Source organism: Pantoea sp. RSPAM1 (assembly GCF_038816185.1).
GTDB classification, from domain to species: domain Bacteria; phylum Pseudomonadota; class Gammaproteobacteria; order Enterobacterales; family Enterobacteriaceae; genus Pantoea; species Pantoea ananatis.
In genome coordinates this window covers 1,624,033-1,643,583 of record NZ_CP046137.1, presented here as the reverse complement: position 1 = coordinate 1,643,583, position 19,551 = coordinate 1,624,033, and the positions used below count along the sequence as shown (strand labels likewise).

Genomic DNA, 19,551 nt, shown 5'->3' with positions numbered 1-19,551 from the left:
GACAAAAGGACATTAACACGGTATGTACCAACAACATCACCCCTTGTTAAGCGCCTCTCTCGGCACCCAGCGTGAAATCATCAGTTTTCATTTTGGCGATGACGCGACGCGACAGGTTTATATCCAGGCTGCCTTACACGGCGATGAAATACCTGGCATGGCGGTTGCGTGGTACCTGAAACAACGTCTGCAAACGCTGGAGTCAGCCGGACGGTTAAAAGCCTCCTTCACCCTCATCCCGGTTTCAAATCCTCTTGCGCTCGGCCAGCACTGGCATGGCACCCATTTGGGACGCTTCCATACGCAGACTGGACAAGACTTTAACCGTAAGTTTCCATCACTCGGCACCACGCTGGCTAACGACCTGGCTGGCGTACTGACGCCAAACGAAACCCAAAACAAGCGACTGATTCGTGATGCAATCGATCGCTACTACCGCGATACCGTGCCGAAAACGGAACTGGAAGCGCAGCGGTTCACGCTCATGCGCATGGCGAGCCAGGCGGATTTAATGATCGATCTACACTGCGACTGGGAAGCTCTGCCGCACCTCTATACCACACCGCACGCATGGCCTGCGGTCGAACCGCTGGCACGCTGGTTAGGTAGTGAAGTTCAACTGCTGGCACAAGTTTCCGGCGGAGAACCCTTTGATGAAGCCTGTTGTGAACCCTGGCTGATGCTGGCAGAACGTTTTGCCGAACAGTTCCCCATGCCGCAGGGTTTATTACCCGTCACCCTTGAACTCCGTGGCGTACGTGACGTGTCACCCGAGCAGGCGGAACAGGATGCCGATGCGATTATCAGCGCGCTACAGGAATCGGGCTACATTACCGCCGATGAGGCGGCCGTTTCTGTCGAGGTCGCGGCACCGGTGATTGGCGGCGATGAGCTGGCATCCGTCGCCAGCGGAGGCGAAGATTTAGTCGGCGTTGACGAGAGCGGTACCGGGCTCGGCGCACCGGGTCTTGCTCAGGTTACCGATGAAAGCAGGATTATTAAACAGCGTCACACCGAGGGTACGTCGGCCTCATCGCCTACGCTGAAAAATCCCCCTACCCCGCTTGCCGGTTGCGAATACGTTCACTCGCCGGTGTCGGGACTGATTCTGCATCGTAAACCGCTGGGCTCCTTAATCAGGCCAGGCGAAGTGGTCGCGGAGATTGTCGATCCGGTAACGGACCATATCACGCCATTGGTGGCGGAGTTTGGCGGGATACTTTATGCACGGCACTGGGCCAGATTTGCCACGGCAGGGATGTTGGTGTTGAGGCTGGCGGGTGAGAAATCGGTGCGGAGTGGGGATTTGTTGGTGCAATAAGGTAAAAACTACAATCTTTAATAAAAGTTCAGGATGTGAAGGTAATTTATAACCTATTAACGGATTTTATGAAAGTCATCTTAATCCTGATTTCATTAAAATAGAAAAAGCTCATTTTACAATGAGCTTTTTCTAACAAGTACAATATCAGCCTGTCTTTTTTAGAATTCTTGAATGCATCAATCGCCTTTAATCTTTTTTCTTGTAATTGTAAAAAGCATTACGTGTAATAACAAACAATGCCCCAACAATTGCACCGCCTATGATAGCAAGAAATAATATAAGGGCCTTTTTAGGACTGTCTCGCCTAAATGGCAGATCCGCTTGAGAAATGTATCGATAGGATTGGAGGTTTTCAACCTCTACTTTTAGATGCGTCACAGCCAGCAAAGCGCGCTGAGCTTCATAATACTCTTTGCTATAATCAAGAGGTTTAGAATTCTCATTTGTCACCATAGCGTTCAGTGCATCAGTACCCAGTAAATATAAGGTATCATCAGAAAGAAAATCTGCCTGATTAACTTGCAGCTTATCTACGTTAGATTCCTGAGCAACTTTGAGAGCCTGTTTGATTACATCAAGTCGGTGCTCTTTTTGATTAATGGCAACCTGAGTATATGTATCGAGCGTATTTGTCAGTTCCCTGGTTTTCACGCTAAGGTTACGCTTAATATCATCACCATAATCTTTCACAACATCAGCATTAACATTATCAATATACTTTGAAAGTTGTGATTGTGCTTCTTTAGCCGTGCTTCCAACAAATGAAATATTGAGTGAATCATCTCTTCCTTTGATGGGTTCTACGCGTAACGACAAAGGATCCTCAAGATTGGCAAGTGCGCCTGACAAGGCATTTAGAGAAGCGCTGAATCGGCCAAAAAGTTGATTTTGTAACCCACTTAATGAAGGTTTATCTTGTGGTGTATCTGCATATACAATAGCTAAGGCAGCATTATAGTTAGCAACCTGCCCTGCAGCGGGTAAAGTTACTGTAGCTTGCGATGTCCATTTTTCCTTAACCACACTCACATAGACTATTGCTATAATAAGCGCCGTTATCATCCCAATGATAATAAACTTCTTACCTTCCCACAGCTGAAAAACAACATCTACTAAGTCAAGCTCATTGTTTGAAAAAGGATTATTTTCACGGGCTGCTGACCCTTTATCTTTGGTGGAAATATTTTCATTCATAAAAATTCTACTCGGGATAGACTGTTTCCAATCGCGTTATATGCAAAAAAGCGAACTAAAAAACGAAACCTCCCATAGGGAGGTTTCGTTATAAATCAATCTAACCATTCAGTATGGAAAACGCCATCTTTATCAATGCGCTTATAGGTGTGCGCACCAAAATAATCACGTTGAGCCTGTATCAGATTAGCAGGCAGAACCTCTGAACGATAGCTATCGTAGTAAGCAATAGCGGCTGAGAAAGTCGGTGTTGGAATACCATTTTGTACGGCATAAGCAACCACATCACGCAGCGCCTGTTGGTACTGGTCAGTAATATCTTTGAAGTAAGGTGCCAGCAGGAGGTTAGCGATGCCCGCATTCTCTGCATACGCATCCGTAATTTTTTGCAGGAACTGCGCACGGATAATACAGCCAGCACGGAAAATCTTCGCGATTTCACCATACTGCAGATCCCAGTTGTTCTCATCTGATGCTGCACGTAGCTGTGAGAAGCCCTGTGCATAAGAAACGATTTTACCCAGGTACAGCGCACGACGTACTTTTTCAATGAATTCAGCTTTATCGCCGGTAAAAGCTTTAGCCTGAGGACCCTTCAGGACTTTTGAGGCCGCGACACGCTGAGTCTTCAGGGAAGAAAGGTAGCGCGCAAACACAGATTCGGTAATCAGCGACAGCGGCTCACCGAGATCCAGTGAACTCTGGCTGGTCCATTTACCCGTACCTTTGTTGGCTGCTTCATCAAGAATGACATCAACCAGGTAGTGACCTTCTTCATCTTTCTTAGTGAAAATGTCCTTGGTGATATCGATCAGATAACTGCTCAGTTCACCGTTATTCCACTCAGTAAAAGTTTCAGCCAGTTCTTCATTGTTCAGGCCGAGTGCCCCTTTCAGCAGAGCATAGGCTTCGGCAATCAGCTGCATATCGCCGTATTCGATACCGTTATGAACCATCTTAACGTAATGGCCAGCACCGTCCGGACCGATATAAGAGACGCAAGCCTCACCGTCCTCAGCACGAGCAGCAATCTTATCAAGAATAGGCGCAACTAACTCATACGCTTCTTTCTGACCACCAGGCATGATTGAAGGCCCTTTCAGTGCCCCCTCTTCGCCGCCGGAAACACCGGTACCGATGAAGTTGAATCCCTGATCCGAAAGTTCTTTATTGCGACGGATGGTATCTTTATAAAAGGTATTACCCCCATCGATCAGGATATCACCCTTATCAAGGTGGGGGGTTAAAGAGGCAATCGTCTTATCTGTTGCCTCTCCTGCTTGTACCATCAGAAGGATACGACGCGGCTTTTCAAGTGAATCGACAAACTCTTCAACGGTATAGAAAGGCGCAAGCTTCTTCCCTGGATTCTCAGCAATCACTTCATCAGTCTTCTCACGTGAGCGGTTAAAGACAGAAACGGTGTAGCCGCGGCTCTCAATGTTAAGTGCCAAGTTGCGCCCCATTACTGCCATACCTACAACACCGATTTGTTGCTTCGACATATCTACTCCTGTCTTGATGTGAAATCAGCAGTACACGACTGCTTTCAATGTGTTGACATGTTATCCCATGATAACGAGATGAGGGAAGTAATTGATGGTTTCAGCATATATCTACAAACCACGAAAACTTAAAGTTAAAGGTGTACTAAACACATCTAAACTTAAAGGATTTTTCACCTTATGACTAATTCGATGGATTTAAAAGGTTCAATATTTCAGATGTTTTAGATTGCATCAATTGAATATTGCCTCGTGATTCTACATTCAAACGCACCACAGGCTCTGTATTCGATCTTCTCAAATTAAAACGCCATGTTCCAAAATCAAGACTAATTCCATCAGTAAAGTCGTTACTTTCTGCAATATCTTTGTAGTGATCGAGCACACGTTTGATCGATGCGTCAGGATCAGCTAATTTTATATTTATTTCACCCGACGAAGGATAGGCGGCGATCCTTTCTGAAACCAGTTCGCCTAGAGAGACGTTTTTAAGACTAACCAGCTCAGCAATCAACAACCACGGGATCATTCCACTATCACAATAAGCAAAATCTTTGAAATAGTGATGCGCGCTCATCTCTCCACCATAAATTGCATCTTCTTTGCGCATGCGTTCTTTAATGAATGCATGGCCTGTCTTAGACATGATCGCCTGCCCCCCGACTGAGGTAACAATGTCAATAGTGTTCCATGTTAACCGAGGATCATAGATTACTTTTTCACCAGGATTTTTCTTGAGGAAAGCCTCAGCAAGTAATCCAACGATGTAATAACCTTCAATAAACCTTCCTTTTTCATCGAAGAAAAAGCAGCGATCGAAATCGCCATCGAAGGCTATTCCAAAGTCAGCGTTGTGCTCTATAACAGCTTTTTGCGTATCTTCACGACATTCAGGCAAGAGTGGATTCGGAATCCCATTAGGGAAATGGCCGTCGGCATTATGATGAATTTTTACTATTTCGACAGGTACATTATTTTCTACAAATCTTTTTTCGATAGCATCAATAACATGCCCTGCTACACCGTTACCGCTATTGACTACCAACTTAAGGGGTTTTAAGTTTTTAAGATTGATACTGCTTATGATATGAGAAACATATTCATTTAATGTTGATATCTTCGAATAAGTCCCTTTAGCGCTACTCTCTACAGGACTAAAAATAGCGGACTCAGCAAGGGACTGAATCTCTCTCAAGCCGGTGTCACCACTAACGGGCTTTGCGCCTGCCCGGACAAGCTTCATACCATTATAATTTATAGGATTATGGCTCGCCGTTACTTCAATACCGCCATCGCAGCCTAAGTGAAATGTGGCAAAGTAAATTTCTTCTGTACCAACCATACCCAGATCAAGTACATCAACACCTGAATCCTGGAGGCCCTGAGCAAGAGCAAGTTTAAGCTCTTCACTTGTAAGTCTTACATCGCCACCTACAACCACTGTTTTAGGTTGCAAAAACTGGCCGAAAGCGCGACCAATCTTATAAGCAATATCATTATTAAGTTCGTCGACAAGTTTCCCACGAATATCATATTCTTTAAAGCAAGTTAATTTTTTCATATCATTACTTGATGAATTGAGGAAGTTTAGAAAGATTTTTACATATCAGAACAACTGGCCAGAACAAGCCATTTTTTTTGATAACATCAATATCTTCTCTGGATTTCTTAATAATGTTGCTCAATGACCTATTACTTTCTCCGCCCACCCTCATCGAAATCAGTACTTTTGGGAGATAAAAAACTGAGGCTTTGTGAATATATAAATATCGCAACAAGGAATCATAATCTGCTGAGATTCTGTATGAAATATCAAATGCACCCCATTCATCATATTTTTTCTTTTTCATGTAAAAAGTGGGATGCGGGGGCATCCATCCAAATTTCAGTTTTTTGATATCGAAGACGCCACTATGCCATTTACGGACTACTTTATTCATGTTCTTTTGAGAAACATAATTAAGGTCAGAATATACAGCGTCAACATCATTATTACTAAAACTTTTTACAATATCCGATACCGCGGAAGGGTATGAAAAAATATCATCCGAGTGAAGAAAACCTACAATATCACCTGTTGAATGAAGGATGCCTTTATTTAAAGCATCATAAATACCTTTGTCCGGCTCGCTAATTATTTTAGCAATCCGTGAACTGTGTTCTTGTGCAACAGCGAGTGTGTTATCTTTAGAACCGCCATCAATAATAATAAACTCAATGTTATCATAATCTTGAGACTCTAATGATAAGATAGTATCTTTGATTGTTTTTTCACTGTTATATGTTGCTGTAATTATAGAAACTTTCATTCTTAATATCCTGTCCCGTCATCACCAATACGGATGACATCGTCTTCAGACAAGTATGTTCCTGTACGAACTTCAATGATTTCAAGAGGAAGAACACCAGGATTTTCGATAGCGTGCGCTTCCCCTATAGGAATATATATAGATTCGTTTTCTGTAATTAGATAGCTTTGTTCGCCTTTGTATACTCTTGCAGTACCAGATACAACAATCCAGTGTTCGGCACGATGATGGTGAATTTGCGTTGCAGTACGCTGCCCCTGTTTTATAGTCAATTTCTTAACATGAAAACGGGCACCTTCACTTATAGTATCATGTGAACCCCATGGTCTGAATACCTCACGGTGCTGCAGATGTTCACAACGGTCATCAATTTTCAATTGCTGTACAATATTTTTAACGCCCTGCACTTTATCTTTATGTGCAATTAACACTGCATCTTTAGTTTCGACGACGACTAAATTATCAATTCCAACAGTAGCAACAAGTTTATTTTGAGAATATATATAACTATTGGATGTATCTGAAGTAACGACATCACCTCTGATAGCATTATCATTTTTGTCTTTAGTGTTTATTTCCCACAAAGCAGACCATGAACCTACATCACTCCATGCAGCATTCATTGGAACCAGGACAGCGTCCTGGGTTTTTTCCATTACAGCGTAGTCAACCGATTCATCTGGGCAATTTTTAAATGCGGTGTCATCTAAACGTATAAAATCAAGATCGGTATGTTGACCAAGTAAGGCCTTTTCACAATGTTCTAAAATTTCTTTATGAAACTTTCTTATTTCTTTTAAGAAAACGGAGGCGCGAAATAAAAACATTCCGCTATTCCAGTAATACTTTCCAGAGGATAAGTACTCTTGAGCAGTTTCAAGATCTGGTTTTTCTACGAAAGAATCTACCTTAAAAGAGTAATCATTTACATTTGCGCCTTGCTTGATATAACCATATCCCGTTTCAGGGCGGTCAGGTACTATACCAAATGTCACCAGTTTACCAGACTCAGCCAGAGGAATAGCATTTTCGACTGCGGTTAAAAATGCTTGCTCATCCTTAATTACGTGATCTGCAGCCAGTACTAACATAACAGGATCGTCTAAATTCTTAACTGCCTGTAATGCGGCTAATGTTATTGCAGGTGCTGTATTGCGCCCCACAGGCTCCAGGAAAATCCCTCCATGTTTTATGTTATGCTGGCGAAGTTGTTCAGCAACAATAAACCTGTGCGATTCGTTACATATTAAATAAGGTGAAAGATGAGGCAAAGATTCAACACGCTTAATCGTTTCCTGCAGCATGGTTGCATCAGAGGTAAGTGCTAGAAATTGTTTAGGATATAATGTTCTCGATAATGGCCATAAACGACTACCCGAACCTCCAGCCATAATAACAGGTAACAATTTTACTGACATAAGATCAATGCCTTTCTTGAAAATAATTTTTAGTATACGTGTGAACGGAATCAGAAACTAAAAGTTCTTCTTTGCTGAACCATTTAAATTTAGCATGCTGTATGTCAGGCATACTTTCTGAATCAGATACATTAAATATAGCGTAAGCGATAACAATATAATGCGTTTTAACATCGTCACTGACGAATGAATCGTCATAATGATGTTCATAAACACCTTTGAAGGTAGCAAGATCAATATCTAAGTTAAGATTTAACTCATCATAAGCGATCCGTTTAAAGGCATTAGGGATTGTCTCAGATTTAAATATCCTGCCACCCGGTACAAACCAATAGTTTTGTGCAGGTTTATTATTTCTATATCCTAGTAAAAATTCACCTTTAGAATTTTGAACAATAAGATCAATAGAAATTAACGGCGCATTAGCGATAACACACTCAAATAAATCTTCGCTTAGTCGGTGTACCATTTCACTTCCTAAAAGAGTTTTGATTCTCTAAAAACCAATTATATGTTTTTGTAAGACCAACATTAAGATCGGTAGAGTAGGACCATCCCATATCTTTTAGACGCTGTACATCGAGTAATTTTCTCGGTGTTCCGTCAGGCTTTGAACTGTCGAATTTTATTTCGCCCTTGTAACCAACTACTTCAGCAACTGTTTGCGCCAATTCTCTTATAGAGCAATCAATACCTGTTCCTACGTTTATATGTGAAAGCATAGGCGCAGTATTGTTTGCGTAAGTAGCATTATCAAGCTCCATGACAAAAATTGAAGCTTCCGCCATATCATCCACATACAAAAATTCACGCATAGGATTACCGCTTCCCCATACAATGACTTCTGAATCGTCATTGAGCATGGCCTCATGGAAGCGACGCATCAAAGCAGGAACAACATGTGAATTTTCGGGATGAAAATTATCATTTTCACCGTACAAATTAGTGGGCATTACGCTTCGATAGTCTCGCCCAAATTGCCTGTTGTAAGATTCACACAATTTAATACCTGCTATTTTAGCAATAGCATACGGCTCGTTAGTTTGTTCAAGCTCGCCAGTAAGAAGAGCAGATTCTTTAATTGGTTGAGTGGCAAATTTTGGATAGATGCAACTTGAACCTAAAAAAAGCAATTTTGGTATGTTGGCAAGATGCGCTGCATGGATGACATTGCATTCAATCAGCATGTTCTCATAAATAAACTCGGCTGGAAATTGATTATTCGCATGAATCCCACCGACTTTTGCCGCAGCGAGATACACCTCGTCAATTTCAGAAGACTGGAAAAATTCTTCGACATCCTTTTTTGAGAGTAAATTTAACTCTTCTTTTGTTTTTGTGATAATTTCGATGTCTGTTCTCTTGGATAGTTGGCGCAGAATTGCGGAGCCAACCATGCCGCGATGACCTGCAATAAATACTTTTTTAATCATAATTAACTTTCCACAGAAATTGAAACGTTGAAGCCATGACTTTTTAATAATGCATGTTGTTTAGCATTATTTAAATCGTGCTCTACCATTTCTGCACACATTTCTTCTACAGTAATTAAAGGTTCCCAGCCAAGTAGCTCCTTCGCTTTCGATGGATCACCCAGAAGCGTTTCTACTTCCGCAGGACGGAAATAACGGGGATTCACTTTAACAATAACATCACCAACTTTTACTTCAGGCGCATTATCACCTGAAACAGAAGTTACCGTAGCAATTTCATCAACACCGTTCCCCGTGAAGGCCAGCTCAATGCCAAGCTCACGCGCTGACATTCTTACAAATTCACGGACTGAAATTTGTTTACCTGTAGCAATAACGAAATCGTCAGCCTGATTTTGCTGCAGCATCATCCATTGCATGCGTACATAATCTTTTGCATGACCCCAATCACGTAGTGAATCCATATTTCCTAACTCTAACTGCTTCTCCAGCCCCTGCGCGATGTTAGCCAGTGTTCGAGTAATTTTACGGGTAACGAATGTTTCACCACGACGTGGAGATTCATGATTAAAAAGAATACCGTTACATGCGTACATACCATAGGATTCACGATAATTAACGGTGATCCAATAGGCATACATTTTAGCAACGGCGTAAGGCGATCTAGGGTGGAAAGGCGTAGTTTCCTTCTGCGGAATTTCTCTTACCTGACCATATAATTCCGAGGTAGAAGCCTGATAAAATCTGGTTTTTTTCTCAAGGCCACAAATACGAATCGCTTCAAGCAAACGAAGCGTACCAATCGCATCTACATCTGCAGTATATTCAGGTGATTCGAATGACACTGCGACATGGGACATTGCGCCAAGATTGTAAACTTCATCAGGACTGATATCTTTCATTAATCTTATTAAATTTGAAGAATCAGTTAAATCACCATAATGAAGGTACATATTACGATTTTTACTCAAAGCATTATCAATTCGTTCAGTATTAAACGATGATGTGCGTCGAATGATTCCATGGACTTCATATCCTTTTTCCAGCAAAAAATCTGCCAGATAAGATCCGTCCTGACCCGTTACGCCTGTAATTAATGCTTTTTTCATTTTATATCTCTTATTTCATCATAAAAATTTAATGTTTCCTGAGCCATTTTTGTCCAGGAAAATTTGGTAGAATTAACTAATCCCGATGAGATTAATTTCTCTCTTATTACGTTATCACCGAGTTTTAACAACGCATGACTGATATCGTCTTCGGTGATTTTATCTAATAGAATTGCTGAGCCAGTAGCGATTTCTTTTACAGAAGAAGAGTTCGACGCTATAACAGGACAACCAGAACGCATTGCCTCTATCACAGGAATTCCAAAGCCTTCATACAAGGATGGATAAACGAGGCAATAGGCATTTGAGTAAAGTAAGTTGAGTTCTTCCTCACTCACAAATCCAGCATGATTAAAGCGACCTGGAATATATTCGTTTAACAAAGTTATTTCTTCAGAATTAAATTTACCGCCACCCACGACTACAAGTTTAATATCTTCATGCTTTTGAAGTGCTTTTACACAGGAAGTGAAATTTTTATAACCATTTCTTGCTCCTACAAAAACCACATATTTACCGTTGCTGGACGTTTTCTCTAAAGGAGTAAAATCACTAACGCCATTGTATATGACTTTTGTGGGAATACCTCGCGCTTCAGGGATGTATTTAAGCATATCTTTTCGTGTTGATTCAGAAATACAAATAATCCCATCACTGTTGAGTATTGCACGTTTTTTTTGCCAATGATGAACGCTTGTTTTAAGTCCCTTCGGGAAAACTTCATATGTGAAGTCGTGCACCGTCGTGATTATTTTTACATTTTTTTTGTTCACCGGGAGTCGATAATAACTGGAATGGAAAATATCATCTTTTGTTTCAGGTGAAATAGCCACGTCAATGTACCTTTCTATGCTGAGACTCATCCGCGGAGTTCGATTTACATTTAAGTCTCTGGCATAGGGATTATTATTAGGATAAATAATCAGTTCACTTTCAATCTTACTATTTTTCAAATATTTCAAATACTCATCAAAATAAACAGATATTCCACCTGAGTTTTGTAGAGAATAGATAATTCCATCAATAAAAATCATTACGCTGCCTTAATCGGTTATTCCACATGTTAACCATTATATTGAACACAGGAATTCAAGCCCCATCTCATGTAAAACTGCGCATTTTTTTTGCGCTTTAATGTAAAGCCCTTCATCATTGAGGTAATTAACTGCCTGAAAAATAGTTTCCTGATTCATTATTCCATATCGAGAATGCTCATAAAGCATAGGGCGCGCAGCTTGCGCGATAAGAAAAAGATAAATCATCAATTTTGTAACAGGAAAAGACGCTGTGCTTTTAATTTTGTCGAAATAAATAGAGTCTGAAATTTTCGTATTAAGCATAATTATAATAAATGGCAATCCATACCAGCCTATTCTTGTCATAACAGGCATCATTTTTCCTATGATTATGGAAAAACTTATATAAAGGACAATTCCTGGTAATACAAAATTCAGTCGTTGTAAAATAAAAGGTTCTTTTTTACGCTTTAGTTCTTTATAGCAAATAAAAATTAGTGCAATTAGTATCAAGTCAAATATGGAACCTATTCCGGCTGAAAGCTGTGGTCGATAAGCTTCAGAGTTTAGGTAGAAATTTAACTTTTCGTACGCAAGTGAACCAGGCTGCAAAACTGAGAACGCTATTTTTAAAATAATAAATGGTATAAATAAAAATGCGAGCGAAACCGCTAATGTCGATATTGAACTTAATCGTGATAATCTCGGGGATATTACTGGCAATATAAAGATTAAACATATTATTGCTGTTGTATGTATGGTACTTGCAAGCAAAACCAAGATGATATAATTTAATATTTTTCTTTTAAAAAGAAAAGGGATAGCCAATAATAATAGTGAAACTGCTATCGATTGCCTTATAGCTTCTACATATAACATCCAATACATAAATGTCAGCATAGAAAAATATATAAAAGCTTTATTTTCAAACTGTTTTGAAAATTTATCCAAACAATAAACATTGAATAGGACTATTATTATATTATAGCCTATAAATCCTAAATTACCAAAAATGTAAACTATTAAATTAAAACCAGGCTCAAAACTCGGTGTATTTTCATCGCATTGACTATTCTGAATACAATCATAATTTAAGAGATATCCAATCCAGTCGCCACCGGCTGGATATGAAAAACAAAAAACCAATAAAGTAATAATAAGGCATGTTATTCTTTCGCTTTTTTTATGCCTAAACAATGAAAAAACGAGTGTTATTGCAAAATAAGTAAAATAAATCATCTGCTTACCACAAAAGCTAAGAACATAGTAAAGGCAAAGCCTTTCCTGTTCTCAAATAAAACTGCGGGCATAATGTATTTAAAAGCAAAAAAAACGTCCGATAACCACGAATTACAAACAGGATGAAGGGAATCATTTCCTTTGATTTTTTTTGCTGCTGCGATCAGTCGCGTTATTTTTTTTCTGTAATTTATTATCTTCTTAACTGTCAAAGGAAGCGTAGTTATCTTTGCCCATAAAGTTTTACCCGCCCCGCCTACAACGTTATTGCTGTGTTGACGGTATAATATAGTCTGATTATTGTAGAAATAGAGTCCACTCTCTGTGGCAGCGTTCAGCGCCAGCCAGTTATCATGCATTGTAATTCCTTCGGGCATAGGCAAGCATTTTTCAAGCAGTTTTCTATTAACTATTACGGAACAACCGTACACACTGCATTTCCAAATCAGCGAATTACAGTTAATATTTTCTGTTGGATTTATTGATCTCGATTTATAAAAACTTTCAGATACAACATTTAAATTCTCATCCACCAAAGTAAGATCGCTGAACACCATTGCGACATTATCTTGAGGCTTTTCCATCATTGCTGTTAATAAATTATTGATCCGCTGCTCTGGCCAATAGTCATCCTGATCAGAAAGCAACACATACTCTGCATCCGTAGCCAGTAAAGCTCTGTTGAAATTGTTGACTACACCGCCTTGCCTTTCTGTATTAATTAATTTTATTCTAGAATCAGTAGATGCAAATTTTTTTATGATTTTAATCGTGTTATCGGTAGATGCATCGTCACTGATATACAAGGTCCAGTAAGGATAGCTTTGTTTTTGTATGGACAATAGTTGTTCAGCTATAAACCTTTCACCGTTATAGGTTGCCATTGCTATGTCAACGTTCAGCATCTAATTTCCTTGAAAGATAAAATAAAGCAAAAAAATCTACAATTACCCTTAGGCTCCATGCGATGGCAGTCCCTGTCAGTGCATAATTAACAGTTAAATAATAAAGCATTAGCAAATAAGGTACTAATTCTAACATATGAAGACTTGCTGTAATATGTGCCTTGCCAATAGCTTGTATTTTCGAAAATGGAATTTGTGCCATTGCATTAAATAAAAAGCCAATTAAAAGGATCTTTAATATTTTAGCAGGTTCACCGGCATAATCATTTCCCATCCAGACAACCAGTATCTTTTCGGCAAATGGAATGCCGATGATAAGTATAGGCAAACAACATACTGCCATTAGTAAATAACTCAATTTCTCAAGTTTTTTTCTGTCAACGTTGCCCGCACTTAGTTTAGGAAAAAGCGCTCTGGAAAGTGCTGTAGGAATGTTTAAGAGACGAGAGACGGCTTCTGAAGGCGCTGTATAATATGCTATTTTGTTTGCGCCGAGCAGATGCGATATCACAAACCGGTCAAAATAGACCATGACAGGCGATATTACATTGCTTATTGTAATCCATCCACCAAACTTTAATAGCCGAAGATAAGTTACTTTACTTAATTTAAAGTCTTTGAGAATAATTTCACGGCTAAAATAAAAACTCATTATTAGTGAAATAACCCGTCCTACTAGTAACCCTAAAATTGCATAATAAAGACTATTATGCAGCAACACTAAAAACGCAGGTATTGCTGCTATAGAGGAGCTACTTAGTGCGCGCTGGATATTAATCACAGCGAACCTTTCGTGCCCTTCCAGATAAGCTAACCATATCTGATTTAATAAAAAAACGGGTATTGTTATCGCTAGCACTTTAAATGACGATTGAACATCACTCACATTTCCTGTTGAAACATTTAGAAAGCCCGGGACATAAGAAGTAATAAAATAAAGAATTATTCCCGCTATACATCCCAATGCCAAAACAGAAACTGATGCTGTCGATATTATTTTAACTTGCTCATCGTCATCATGTCTGTATAAGGATATTTCTCTAATTACCGCACGTGTTAGCCCTGCATCAAATATGCTTGCATAGCCCACAACAGCAAATGCTAACGTAAAAATTCCAAAAAGCTCAGTTCCAAGCGCACGTGCTAAAATACCCAAACTCGGAATAGCTACAACAGTCGGTATTATGAACCCTGACAGATTAAATATGCTATTTTTTATCAAACTCATTGTGTTATACAGATATGAAATTAGTAAAATTTGATTTAAAAGAACTTCCTTTTTCATCTTTTACTGATAATTCAGGCATAACATTATCCATAAGAGGCCAGGTAATATTCAAATCCTTATCATCCCATTTTATGCATCTTTCATTTTCTGGGGAATAATAGTTTGTTGCTTTATAAACAAATTCTACCTCCTCAGTTAGTGTATAAAATCCATGGGCAAAACCCTCTGGAATCCATAACTGTTTTTTATTTTCAGCTGAGAGATAAACACCTATCCACTTACCAAAAGATACTGAGTCCGGTCTGATATCTACTGCAACATCATACACTTCACCCTTAACACAGCGAACTAATTTACCCTGTGACATGGGTGATTTCTGAAAATGAAGCCCGCGCAAAACATTTTTCTTTGATTTAGAATGATTATCTTGAACGAAGTTTACTTCGTAGCCGACGGCCTCCTCAAAAACTTTTTTATTAAAGCTTTCGAAAAAAAAACCGCGATCATCACCAAATACTTTTGGTTCAATAATTAGCACATCATTAATATCTGTTTTTAGGATATTCATATTTTCAATCTATATGATAATTTTCTTAAAGGCTGATTTTATTCAAGATGATAATACTAGCTAAATAATCAATTATGACTGGTTTATCATTCTCATCAGATACTGGCCGTATTGATTTTTTTCAAGCGGTTTTGCAAGTTTTGCAACCTGGTCTCGATCAATAAAACCTTTCCTGTATGCGATTTCCTCAGGACACGAAATTTTTAATCCCTGACGTTCTTCAATTGTCTGTATAAAATTACTCGCTTCAATCAAACTCTGATGTGTGCCGGTATCAAGCCAGGCAAAGCCTCTTCCCATCATTGCTACAGATAAATCACCTTGCTTGAGATAAAGACGATTAATATCCGTAATTTCTAACTCACCACGAGATGATGGTTTGAGATTTTTTGCCATGTCCACTACCCGATTGTCATAAAAATAGAGACCGGTTACAGCGTAATTGCTTTTTGGATTAACTGGTTTCTCTTCAAGGCTAATGGCTTTCCCGTCTTTATCAAATTCAGCAACACCGTAACGCTCAGGATCGTTGACGTGATAAGCAAATACCGTCGCTCCGCTTTCTTTTTCTATTGCTGTTTCCATTAATTTTGGCAAGTCATGACCGTAAAAAATATTGTCGCCTAAAACTAATGCACAATTATCATTGCCTATGAATTCTTCACCAATAATAAAAGCCTGAGCAAGTCCATCTGGGCTTTGTTGAACCTTATATTCAAGATTCAGTCCCCATTGACTTCCGTCACCTAAAAGTTGCTCAAAACGTGGCGTATCTTGGGGAGTGCTGATAATTAGAATGTCACGAATACCCGCCAGCATTAATGTTGACAGCGGATAGTAGATCATGGGTTTATCGTATATAGGCAGCAATTGTTTACTGACGGCCATTGTAACGGGATAGAGGCGTGTTCCAGATCCACCTGCAAGAATAATTCCTTTACGCTTTGCCATTCATTTATCTCTTTAAGCACAATCAGCCTGAAATCAGGCAATCAATTGGTTATTGTTACGGAATCGCTGCAAAAACTTCACTTAGCATGCGCTTAACACCTAACTGCCATTCAGGTAACCTTAACCCAAACACCTCTTGAAAACGGGTATTGTTTAACCGGGAATTATTAGGTCGTCTTGCTGGAGTCGGATAAGCGCTGGTGGCTACAGCATTGAGTTTTTCCAATGACAGCACAACACCTGTTTTTCGTGCCTCATCAAATATCAATGATGCATATTCATACCAGGACGTCGTACCACTTGCAGCCAGATGATAGATACCTGCGACGTCAGGCTGACTCAATGCCATTCTAAGAGCATGAGCAGTACAATCAGCCAGCAGTTCCGACCCGGTAGGGGCACCAAACTGATCGTCTATTACAGAAAGTTCGTTTCTTTGCATGGCCAAATTCAGCATAGTCTTTGCAAAGTTGTGTCCTTTCGCTGCATACACCCAACTGGTTCGAAAAATCAGATAGTTAGTTGAATAGGTACTTAAAGCCCGCTCACCCGCCAGTTTACTTGCACCATAAGTATTTATTGGGCTGGTAACATCGGATTCAGACCATGCGCTGTCGCCTGTGCCTGAAAATACATAATCAGTAGAATAATGGACAACCCAGGCATTCATTTTTTGCGCTTCTTTCGCAATCATTTCAACGCAGTGAGCATTAATCAAATAAGCTTGTTCAGGTTCAGATTCAGCTTTATCTACTGCTGTATAAGCTGCGGCATTGACGATAATACTCGGTTTAATATGGCGAATTGTTTTTATTAGTTCTTCGGGCTTACTTAAATCGCCACAATATTCCCTTGAGTGTCTGTCCAGCGCTATTACATTTCCCAAAGGAGCCAGAGCACGCTGAAGTTCCCAACCTACCTGCCCCGATTTCCCCAACAGCAGGATATCCATTACTGACGATCTCCGTAATTCTCTTCAATCCAGCTTTTGTAAGCACCACTTTTAATATTGTTTACCCATTGCGTATTTGCTAAATACCATTCTACTGTTTTACGAATCCCGCTCTCAAATGTCTCTAATGGCTTCCATCCCAGTTCTCGCGCTATTTTGCTTGAATCAATCGCATATCGGCGATCGTGGCCTGGACGATCTTTTACATAAGTAATTTGTTCACGATAAGAGACATTTTTGGGGCAGATTTCATCAAGTAAATCGCAAATAGTATGCACTACATCGAGATTTTTCTTCTCGTTGTGACCACCAATGTTATATGTCTCACCCGCTTTGCCCATTTTAACTACGACGACAAGTGCTCTGGCATGATCTTCTACATATAACCAATCGCGGATTTGATCACCTTTGCCATAAACCGGCAACGGCTTACCTTCAACCGCATTAAGAATGACTAACGGGATGAGTTTTTCAGGAAAATGATATGGGCCATAGTTATTCGAACAATTCGTTACGATTATGGGTAGCCCATACGTACGTGACCAGGCTCTGACCAGATGATCACTCGATGCTTTTGACGCAGAATAGGGACTGCTTGGCTCATAGGCAGTATCTTCAGTGAAGAGTGGCAATTCAGCCCCAGACTCAACCTCGTCAGGATGTGGCAAATCGCCATAAACCTCATCCGTTGAGATATGATGAAATCTAAATTTTTCTTTTTTAACACTATCAAGTTGAAGCCAGTATTGTCTGGTTGCCTCAAGTAAAGTGTATGTACCTACGATATTCGTTTCAATGAACGCCGCCGGACCTGTAATAGAACGGTCTACATGACTTTCAGCAGCCAGATGCATGATGGCATCAGGTTGGTGACGCTGAAGAATACTCGCCATCTCACTTGCATTGCATATATCCGCTTTTTCAAAAGCATAGCGTTCATGGCTATCGATTTCTTTTAGAGATTCAAGATTGCCTGCATATGTCAGTTTATCAACATTAACCACAGTATCTTGAGTATTTTCGATAATATGTCTTACTACAGCAGATCCAATAAATCCCGCACCACCGGTAACTAAAATTTTCACGTTCGCTATCCAGAATATTGTTTTAGTACTACATTCTGAAAAGATTTTGATACATCTAACATCTAATTCAAAATGCCGTTGATTTTTTACATGAAGATAAACTTCAAGCCACAAAAAATTCGTTATCGTATTTAAAAATATTTATAAAAACACGCATCAATATTTGTCTGCAAATACATTATTATCATTCTGATTTGCCAGAGTAATTTGATTAACCCTATGGAAACGCGCTGACTTATAAATGATAGCGTTGAATGTAAAAAAGATACCAATGAAAAAGATCAGTTGCCAACAGTCACTGAGGCCAAAAGCATCAAAGCCAATTCCTGTTGCTGCGAGCATCGCCGCACATGCAACCATAACAACTAATGTGCCACGCCCGGTCAAACCACCCCGCATAAGGAGATGATGTAGATGTTCACGATCGGGTTTAAATGGGCTTGTACCACGACGAATGCGTGCTGTCATAACTCGCACCATGTCCATTAGAGGTACGGCAATAAGCCACAGTGCGGTAATGGGTCGCATCACCGGGTCCGCTCCCTGAGTGGCCAACATCAGTAACCAAATTACTGTGAAACCGATTAGCGTACTTCCTGCATCGCCCATGAAGACTTTAAACTTTTTACCCCATGGGATACCGAGATTTAACAATATATAAGGCAGACAAGCGGCCATGAGGCAGGTACACCACAGCGCCAGATGCTGGTTACCACCGAGTTCAAACACAATGCCTAATCCGCCAAAGGTCACACATGACAATGCCCCCAATAGCCCATCGATTCCGTCAACCATGTTAAACGCGTTAATTGCACCTATAACAGCGAATAGTGTGACAGCATAACCAAAGATCCCTAAAACTAGCTGAAAACCAAAGAGAATATTTCCTAGCGAGTAGAGATAGTATCCATTCCACATCATGATGCAAGCCATGAGTGCCTGAATCATTATGCGTGGCATTACGGGCAGGTCGAAACGATCGTCAAGGACGCCTACGGCTAAAAGCACAGTAGCGCAGAACATATAAATGGTGAAGTCGGGTAACCAACCCGGCTGCATGATATACAGTATCCATAATGACAGGTAGACCGAAACGCCACCAACCAGTGGAATGTGTCCTTTATGCTGTTTTCTGTCGTTGGGCTTATCAACCAGCCCGACCTTGCGTGCCACTTTGCGCGCAATGAAGAGCAACGCAAATGCACTTAGAAAAACGCAAACGATCTCTTGCATGTATGCACCACTGGTGAGTTGTCATATTTAACCACGCTACCGCCCCTGGCTATCGCAACCACCTGCGTGAACGTAGTTTAAG

General features: G+C 40.1%; 18 protein-coding genes. 1 reads left to right on the top strand and 17 read right to left on the bottom strand.

What is annotated here, in order from left to right; translation table 11 throughout:
- Window positions 1-22: 22 nt before the first annotated feature.
- Window positions 23-1,321: a succinylglutamate desuccinylase/aspartoacylase family protein gene (locus GKC68_RS08195; RefSeq protein ID WP_047714378.1), complete on the top strand. Its 1,299-nt coding sequence runs from the start codon at window positions 23-25 to the stop codon at window positions 1,319-1,321.
- Between the two features lie 189 nt (window positions 1,322-1,510).
- On the opposite strand, the gene wzzB is transcribed toward GKC68_RS08195, so the two are convergent.
- From wzzB to wecA, 17 genes are all read right to left on the bottom strand, one after another.
- Entirely contained in the window at window positions 1,511-2,518 is a 1,008-nt protein-coding gene (gene wzzB / locus GKC68_RS08190; protein ID WP_342656745.1) for an LPS O-antigen chain length determinant protein WzzB, read from the bottom strand.
- Between the two features lie 95 nt (window positions 2,519-2,613).
- On the bottom strand, window positions 2,614-4,023 hold the full coding sequence (gene gndA, locus GKC68_RS08185; RefSeq protein WP_047713434.1) for an NADP-dependent phosphogluconate dehydrogenase: 1,410 nt from the start codon (window positions 4,021-4,023) through the stop codon (window positions 2,614-2,616).
- Window positions 4,024-4,207: 184 nt separating this feature from the next.
- Complete coding sequence (gene cpsG, locus GKC68_RS08180; protein ID WP_342656744.1) at window positions 4,208-5,584, bottom strand: phosphomannomutase CpsG; 1,377 nt, start codon at window positions 5,582-5,584, stop codon at window positions 4,208-4,210.
- A gap of 4 nt (window positions 5,585-5,588) precedes the next feature.
- Window positions 5,589-6,332 (bottom strand): glycosyltransferase family 2 protein, encoded by a 744-nt coding sequence (locus GKC68_RS08175; protein WP_342656743.1) that lies wholly within the window; start codon window positions 6,330-6,332, stop codon window positions 5,589-5,591.
- 2 nt (window positions 6,333-6,334) lie between these two features.
- Window positions 6,335-7,750 (bottom strand): mannose-1-phosphate guanylyltransferase/mannose-6-phosphate isomerase, encoded by a 1,416-nt coding sequence (locus GKC68_RS08170; RefSeq protein ID WP_058705962.1) that lies wholly within the window; start codon window positions 7,748-7,750, stop codon window positions 6,335-6,337.
- A 4-nt stretch (window positions 7,751-7,754) separates the two neighbouring features.
- Window positions 7,755-8,219, bottom strand: coding sequence for a GDP-mannose mannosyl hydrolase (locus GKC68_RS08165; protein ID WP_058707397.1), 465 nt, complete (start codon window positions 8,217-8,219; stop codon window positions 7,755-7,757).
- A 1-nt stretch (window position 8,220) separates the two neighbouring features.
- Window positions 8,221-9,186: a GDP-L-fucose synthase gene (locus GKC68_RS08160; protein WP_152997022.1), complete on the bottom strand. Its 966-nt coding sequence runs from the start codon at window positions 9,184-9,186 to the stop codon at window positions 8,221-8,223.
- Entirely contained in the window at window positions 9,186-10,292 is a 1,107-nt protein-coding gene (gmd, locus tag GKC68_RS08155; RefSeq protein ID WP_110957143.1) for a GDP-mannose 4,6-dehydratase, read from the bottom strand. The genes GKC68_RS08160 and gmd overlap by 1 nt, the downstream gene beginning before the upstream one ends.
- Window positions 10,289-11,326 carry a glycosyltransferase family 1 protein gene (locus tag GKC68_RS08150; RefSeq protein WP_342656742.1) on the bottom strand — a complete coding sequence of 346 codons (1,038 nt, stop codon included), beginning with the start codon at window positions 11,324-11,326 and terminating at the stop codon, window positions 10,289-10,291. The genes gmd and GKC68_RS08150 overlap by 4 nt, the downstream gene beginning before the upstream one ends.
- A 36-nt stretch (window positions 11,327-11,362) precedes the next feature.
- Entirely contained in the window at window positions 11,363-12,547 is a 1,185-nt protein-coding gene (locus GKC68_RS08145; RefSeq protein ID WP_342656741.1) for an EpsG family protein, read from the bottom strand.
- Window positions 12,544-13,452 (bottom strand): glycosyltransferase family 2 protein, encoded by a 909-nt coding sequence (locus GKC68_RS08140; RefSeq protein WP_342656740.1) that lies wholly within the window; start codon window positions 13,450-13,452, stop codon window positions 12,544-12,546. Before GKC68_RS08140 ends, GKC68_RS08145 begins: the two co-directional genes overlap by 4 nt.
- Window positions 13,439-14,737 carry a flippase gene (locus tag GKC68_RS08135; RefSeq protein ID WP_342656739.1) on the bottom strand — a complete coding sequence of 433 codons (1,299 nt, stop codon included), beginning with the start codon at window positions 14,735-14,737 and terminating at the stop codon, window positions 13,439-13,441. The genes GKC68_RS08140 and GKC68_RS08135 overlap by 14 nt, the downstream gene beginning before the upstream one ends.
- Window positions 14,685-15,248: a dTDP-4-dehydrorhamnose 3,5-epimerase gene (gene rfbC, locus GKC68_RS08130; protein ID WP_110957148.1), complete on the bottom strand. Its 564-nt coding sequence runs from the start codon at window positions 15,246-15,248 to the stop codon at window positions 14,685-14,687. Before rfbC ends, GKC68_RS08135 begins: the two co-directional genes overlap by 53 nt.
- Before the next feature lie 72 nt (window positions 15,249-15,320).
- Window positions 15,321-16,199, bottom strand: a complete 879-nt coding sequence (gene rfbA / locus GKC68_RS08125; RefSeq protein ID WP_058706241.1) for a glucose-1-phosphate thymidylyltransferase RfbA — start codon at window positions 16,197-16,199, stop codon at window positions 15,321-15,323.
- Window positions 16,200-16,254: 55 nt separating this feature from the next.
- Complete coding sequence (rfbD, locus tag GKC68_RS08120) at window positions 16,255-17,151, bottom strand: dTDP-4-dehydrorhamnose reductase (RefSeq protein ID WP_047713523.1); 897 nt, start codon at window positions 17,149-17,151, stop codon at window positions 16,255-16,257.
- The gene (rfbB, locus tag GKC68_RS08115) at window positions 17,151-18,236 is read right to left on the bottom strand and encodes a dTDP-glucose 4,6-dehydratase (RefSeq protein ID WP_110957149.1); all 1,086 of its coding nucleotides are present in this window, start codon (window positions 18,234-18,236) and stop codon (window positions 17,151-17,153) included. The genes rfbD and rfbB overlap by 1 nt, the downstream gene beginning before the upstream one ends.
- A 156-nt stretch (window positions 18,237-18,392) precedes the next feature.
- Window positions 18,393-19,469, bottom strand: a complete 1,077-nt coding sequence (gene wecA, locus GKC68_RS08110; protein WP_047714095.1) for a UDP-N-acetylglucosamine--undecaprenyl-phosphate N-acetylglucosaminephosphotransferase — start codon at window positions 19,467-19,469, stop codon at window positions 18,393-18,395.
- Window positions 19,470-19,551: the final 82 nt, after the last annotated feature.

Coding starts and splice junctions, on each gene's coding strand:
- GKC68_RS08195 (WP_047714378.1), top strand. CDS start 23: ATGTACCAACAACATCACCCCTTGTTAAGCGCCTCTCTCGGCACCCAG.
- wzzB (WP_342656745.1), bottom strand. CDS start 2,518: ATGAATGAAAATATTTCCACCAAAGATAAAGGGTCAGCAGCCCGTGAA.
- gndA (WP_047713434.1), bottom strand. CDS start 4,023: ATGTCGAAGCAACAAATCGGTGTTGTAGGTATGGCAGTAATGGGGCGC.
- cpsG (WP_342656744.1), bottom strand. CDS start 5,584: ATGAAAAAATTAACTTGCTTTAAAGAATATGATATTCGTGGGAAACTT.
- GKC68_RS08175 (WP_342656743.1), bottom strand. CDS start 6,332: ATGAAAGTTTCTATAATTACAGCAACATATAACAGTGAAAAAACAATC.
- GKC68_RS08170 (WP_058705962.1), bottom strand. CDS start 7,750: ATGTCAGTAAAATTGTTACCTGTTATTATGGCTGGAGGTTCGGGTAGT.
- GKC68_RS08165 (WP_058707397.1), bottom strand. CDS start 8,219: ATGGTACACCGACTAAGCGAAGATTTATTTGAGTGTGTTATCGCTAAT.
- gmd (WP_110957143.1), bottom strand. CDS start 10,292: ATGAAAAAAGCATTAATTACAGGCGTAACGGGTCAGGACGGATCTTAT.
- GKC68_RS08150 (WP_342656742.1), bottom strand. CDS start 11,326: ATGATTTTTATTGATGGAATTATCTATTCTCTACAAAACTCAGGTGGA.
- GKC68_RS08145 (WP_342656741.1), bottom strand. CDS start 12,547: ATGATTTATTTTACTTATTTTGCAATAACACTCGTTTTTTCATTGTTT.
- GKC68_RS08140 (WP_342656740.1), bottom strand. CDS start 13,452: ATGCTGAACGTTGACATAGCAATGGCAACCTATAACGGTGAAAGGTTT.
- GKC68_RS08135 (WP_342656739.1), bottom strand. CDS start 14,737: ATGAAAAAGGAAGTTCTTTTAAATCAAATTTTACTAATTTCATATCTG.
- rfbC (WP_110957148.1), bottom strand. CDS start 15,248: ATGAATATCCTAAAAACAGATATTAATGATGTGCTAATTATTGAACCA.
- rfbA (WP_058706241.1), bottom strand. CDS start 16,199: ATGGCAAAGCGTAAAGGAATTATTCTTGCAGGTGGATCTGGAACACGC.
- rfbD (WP_047713523.1), bottom strand. CDS start 17,151: ATGGATATCCTGCTGTTGGGGAAATCGGGGCAGGTAGGTTGGGAACTT.
- wecA (WP_047714095.1), bottom strand. CDS start 19,469: ATGCAAGAGATCGTTTGCGTTTTTCTAAGTGCATTTGCGTTGCTCTTC.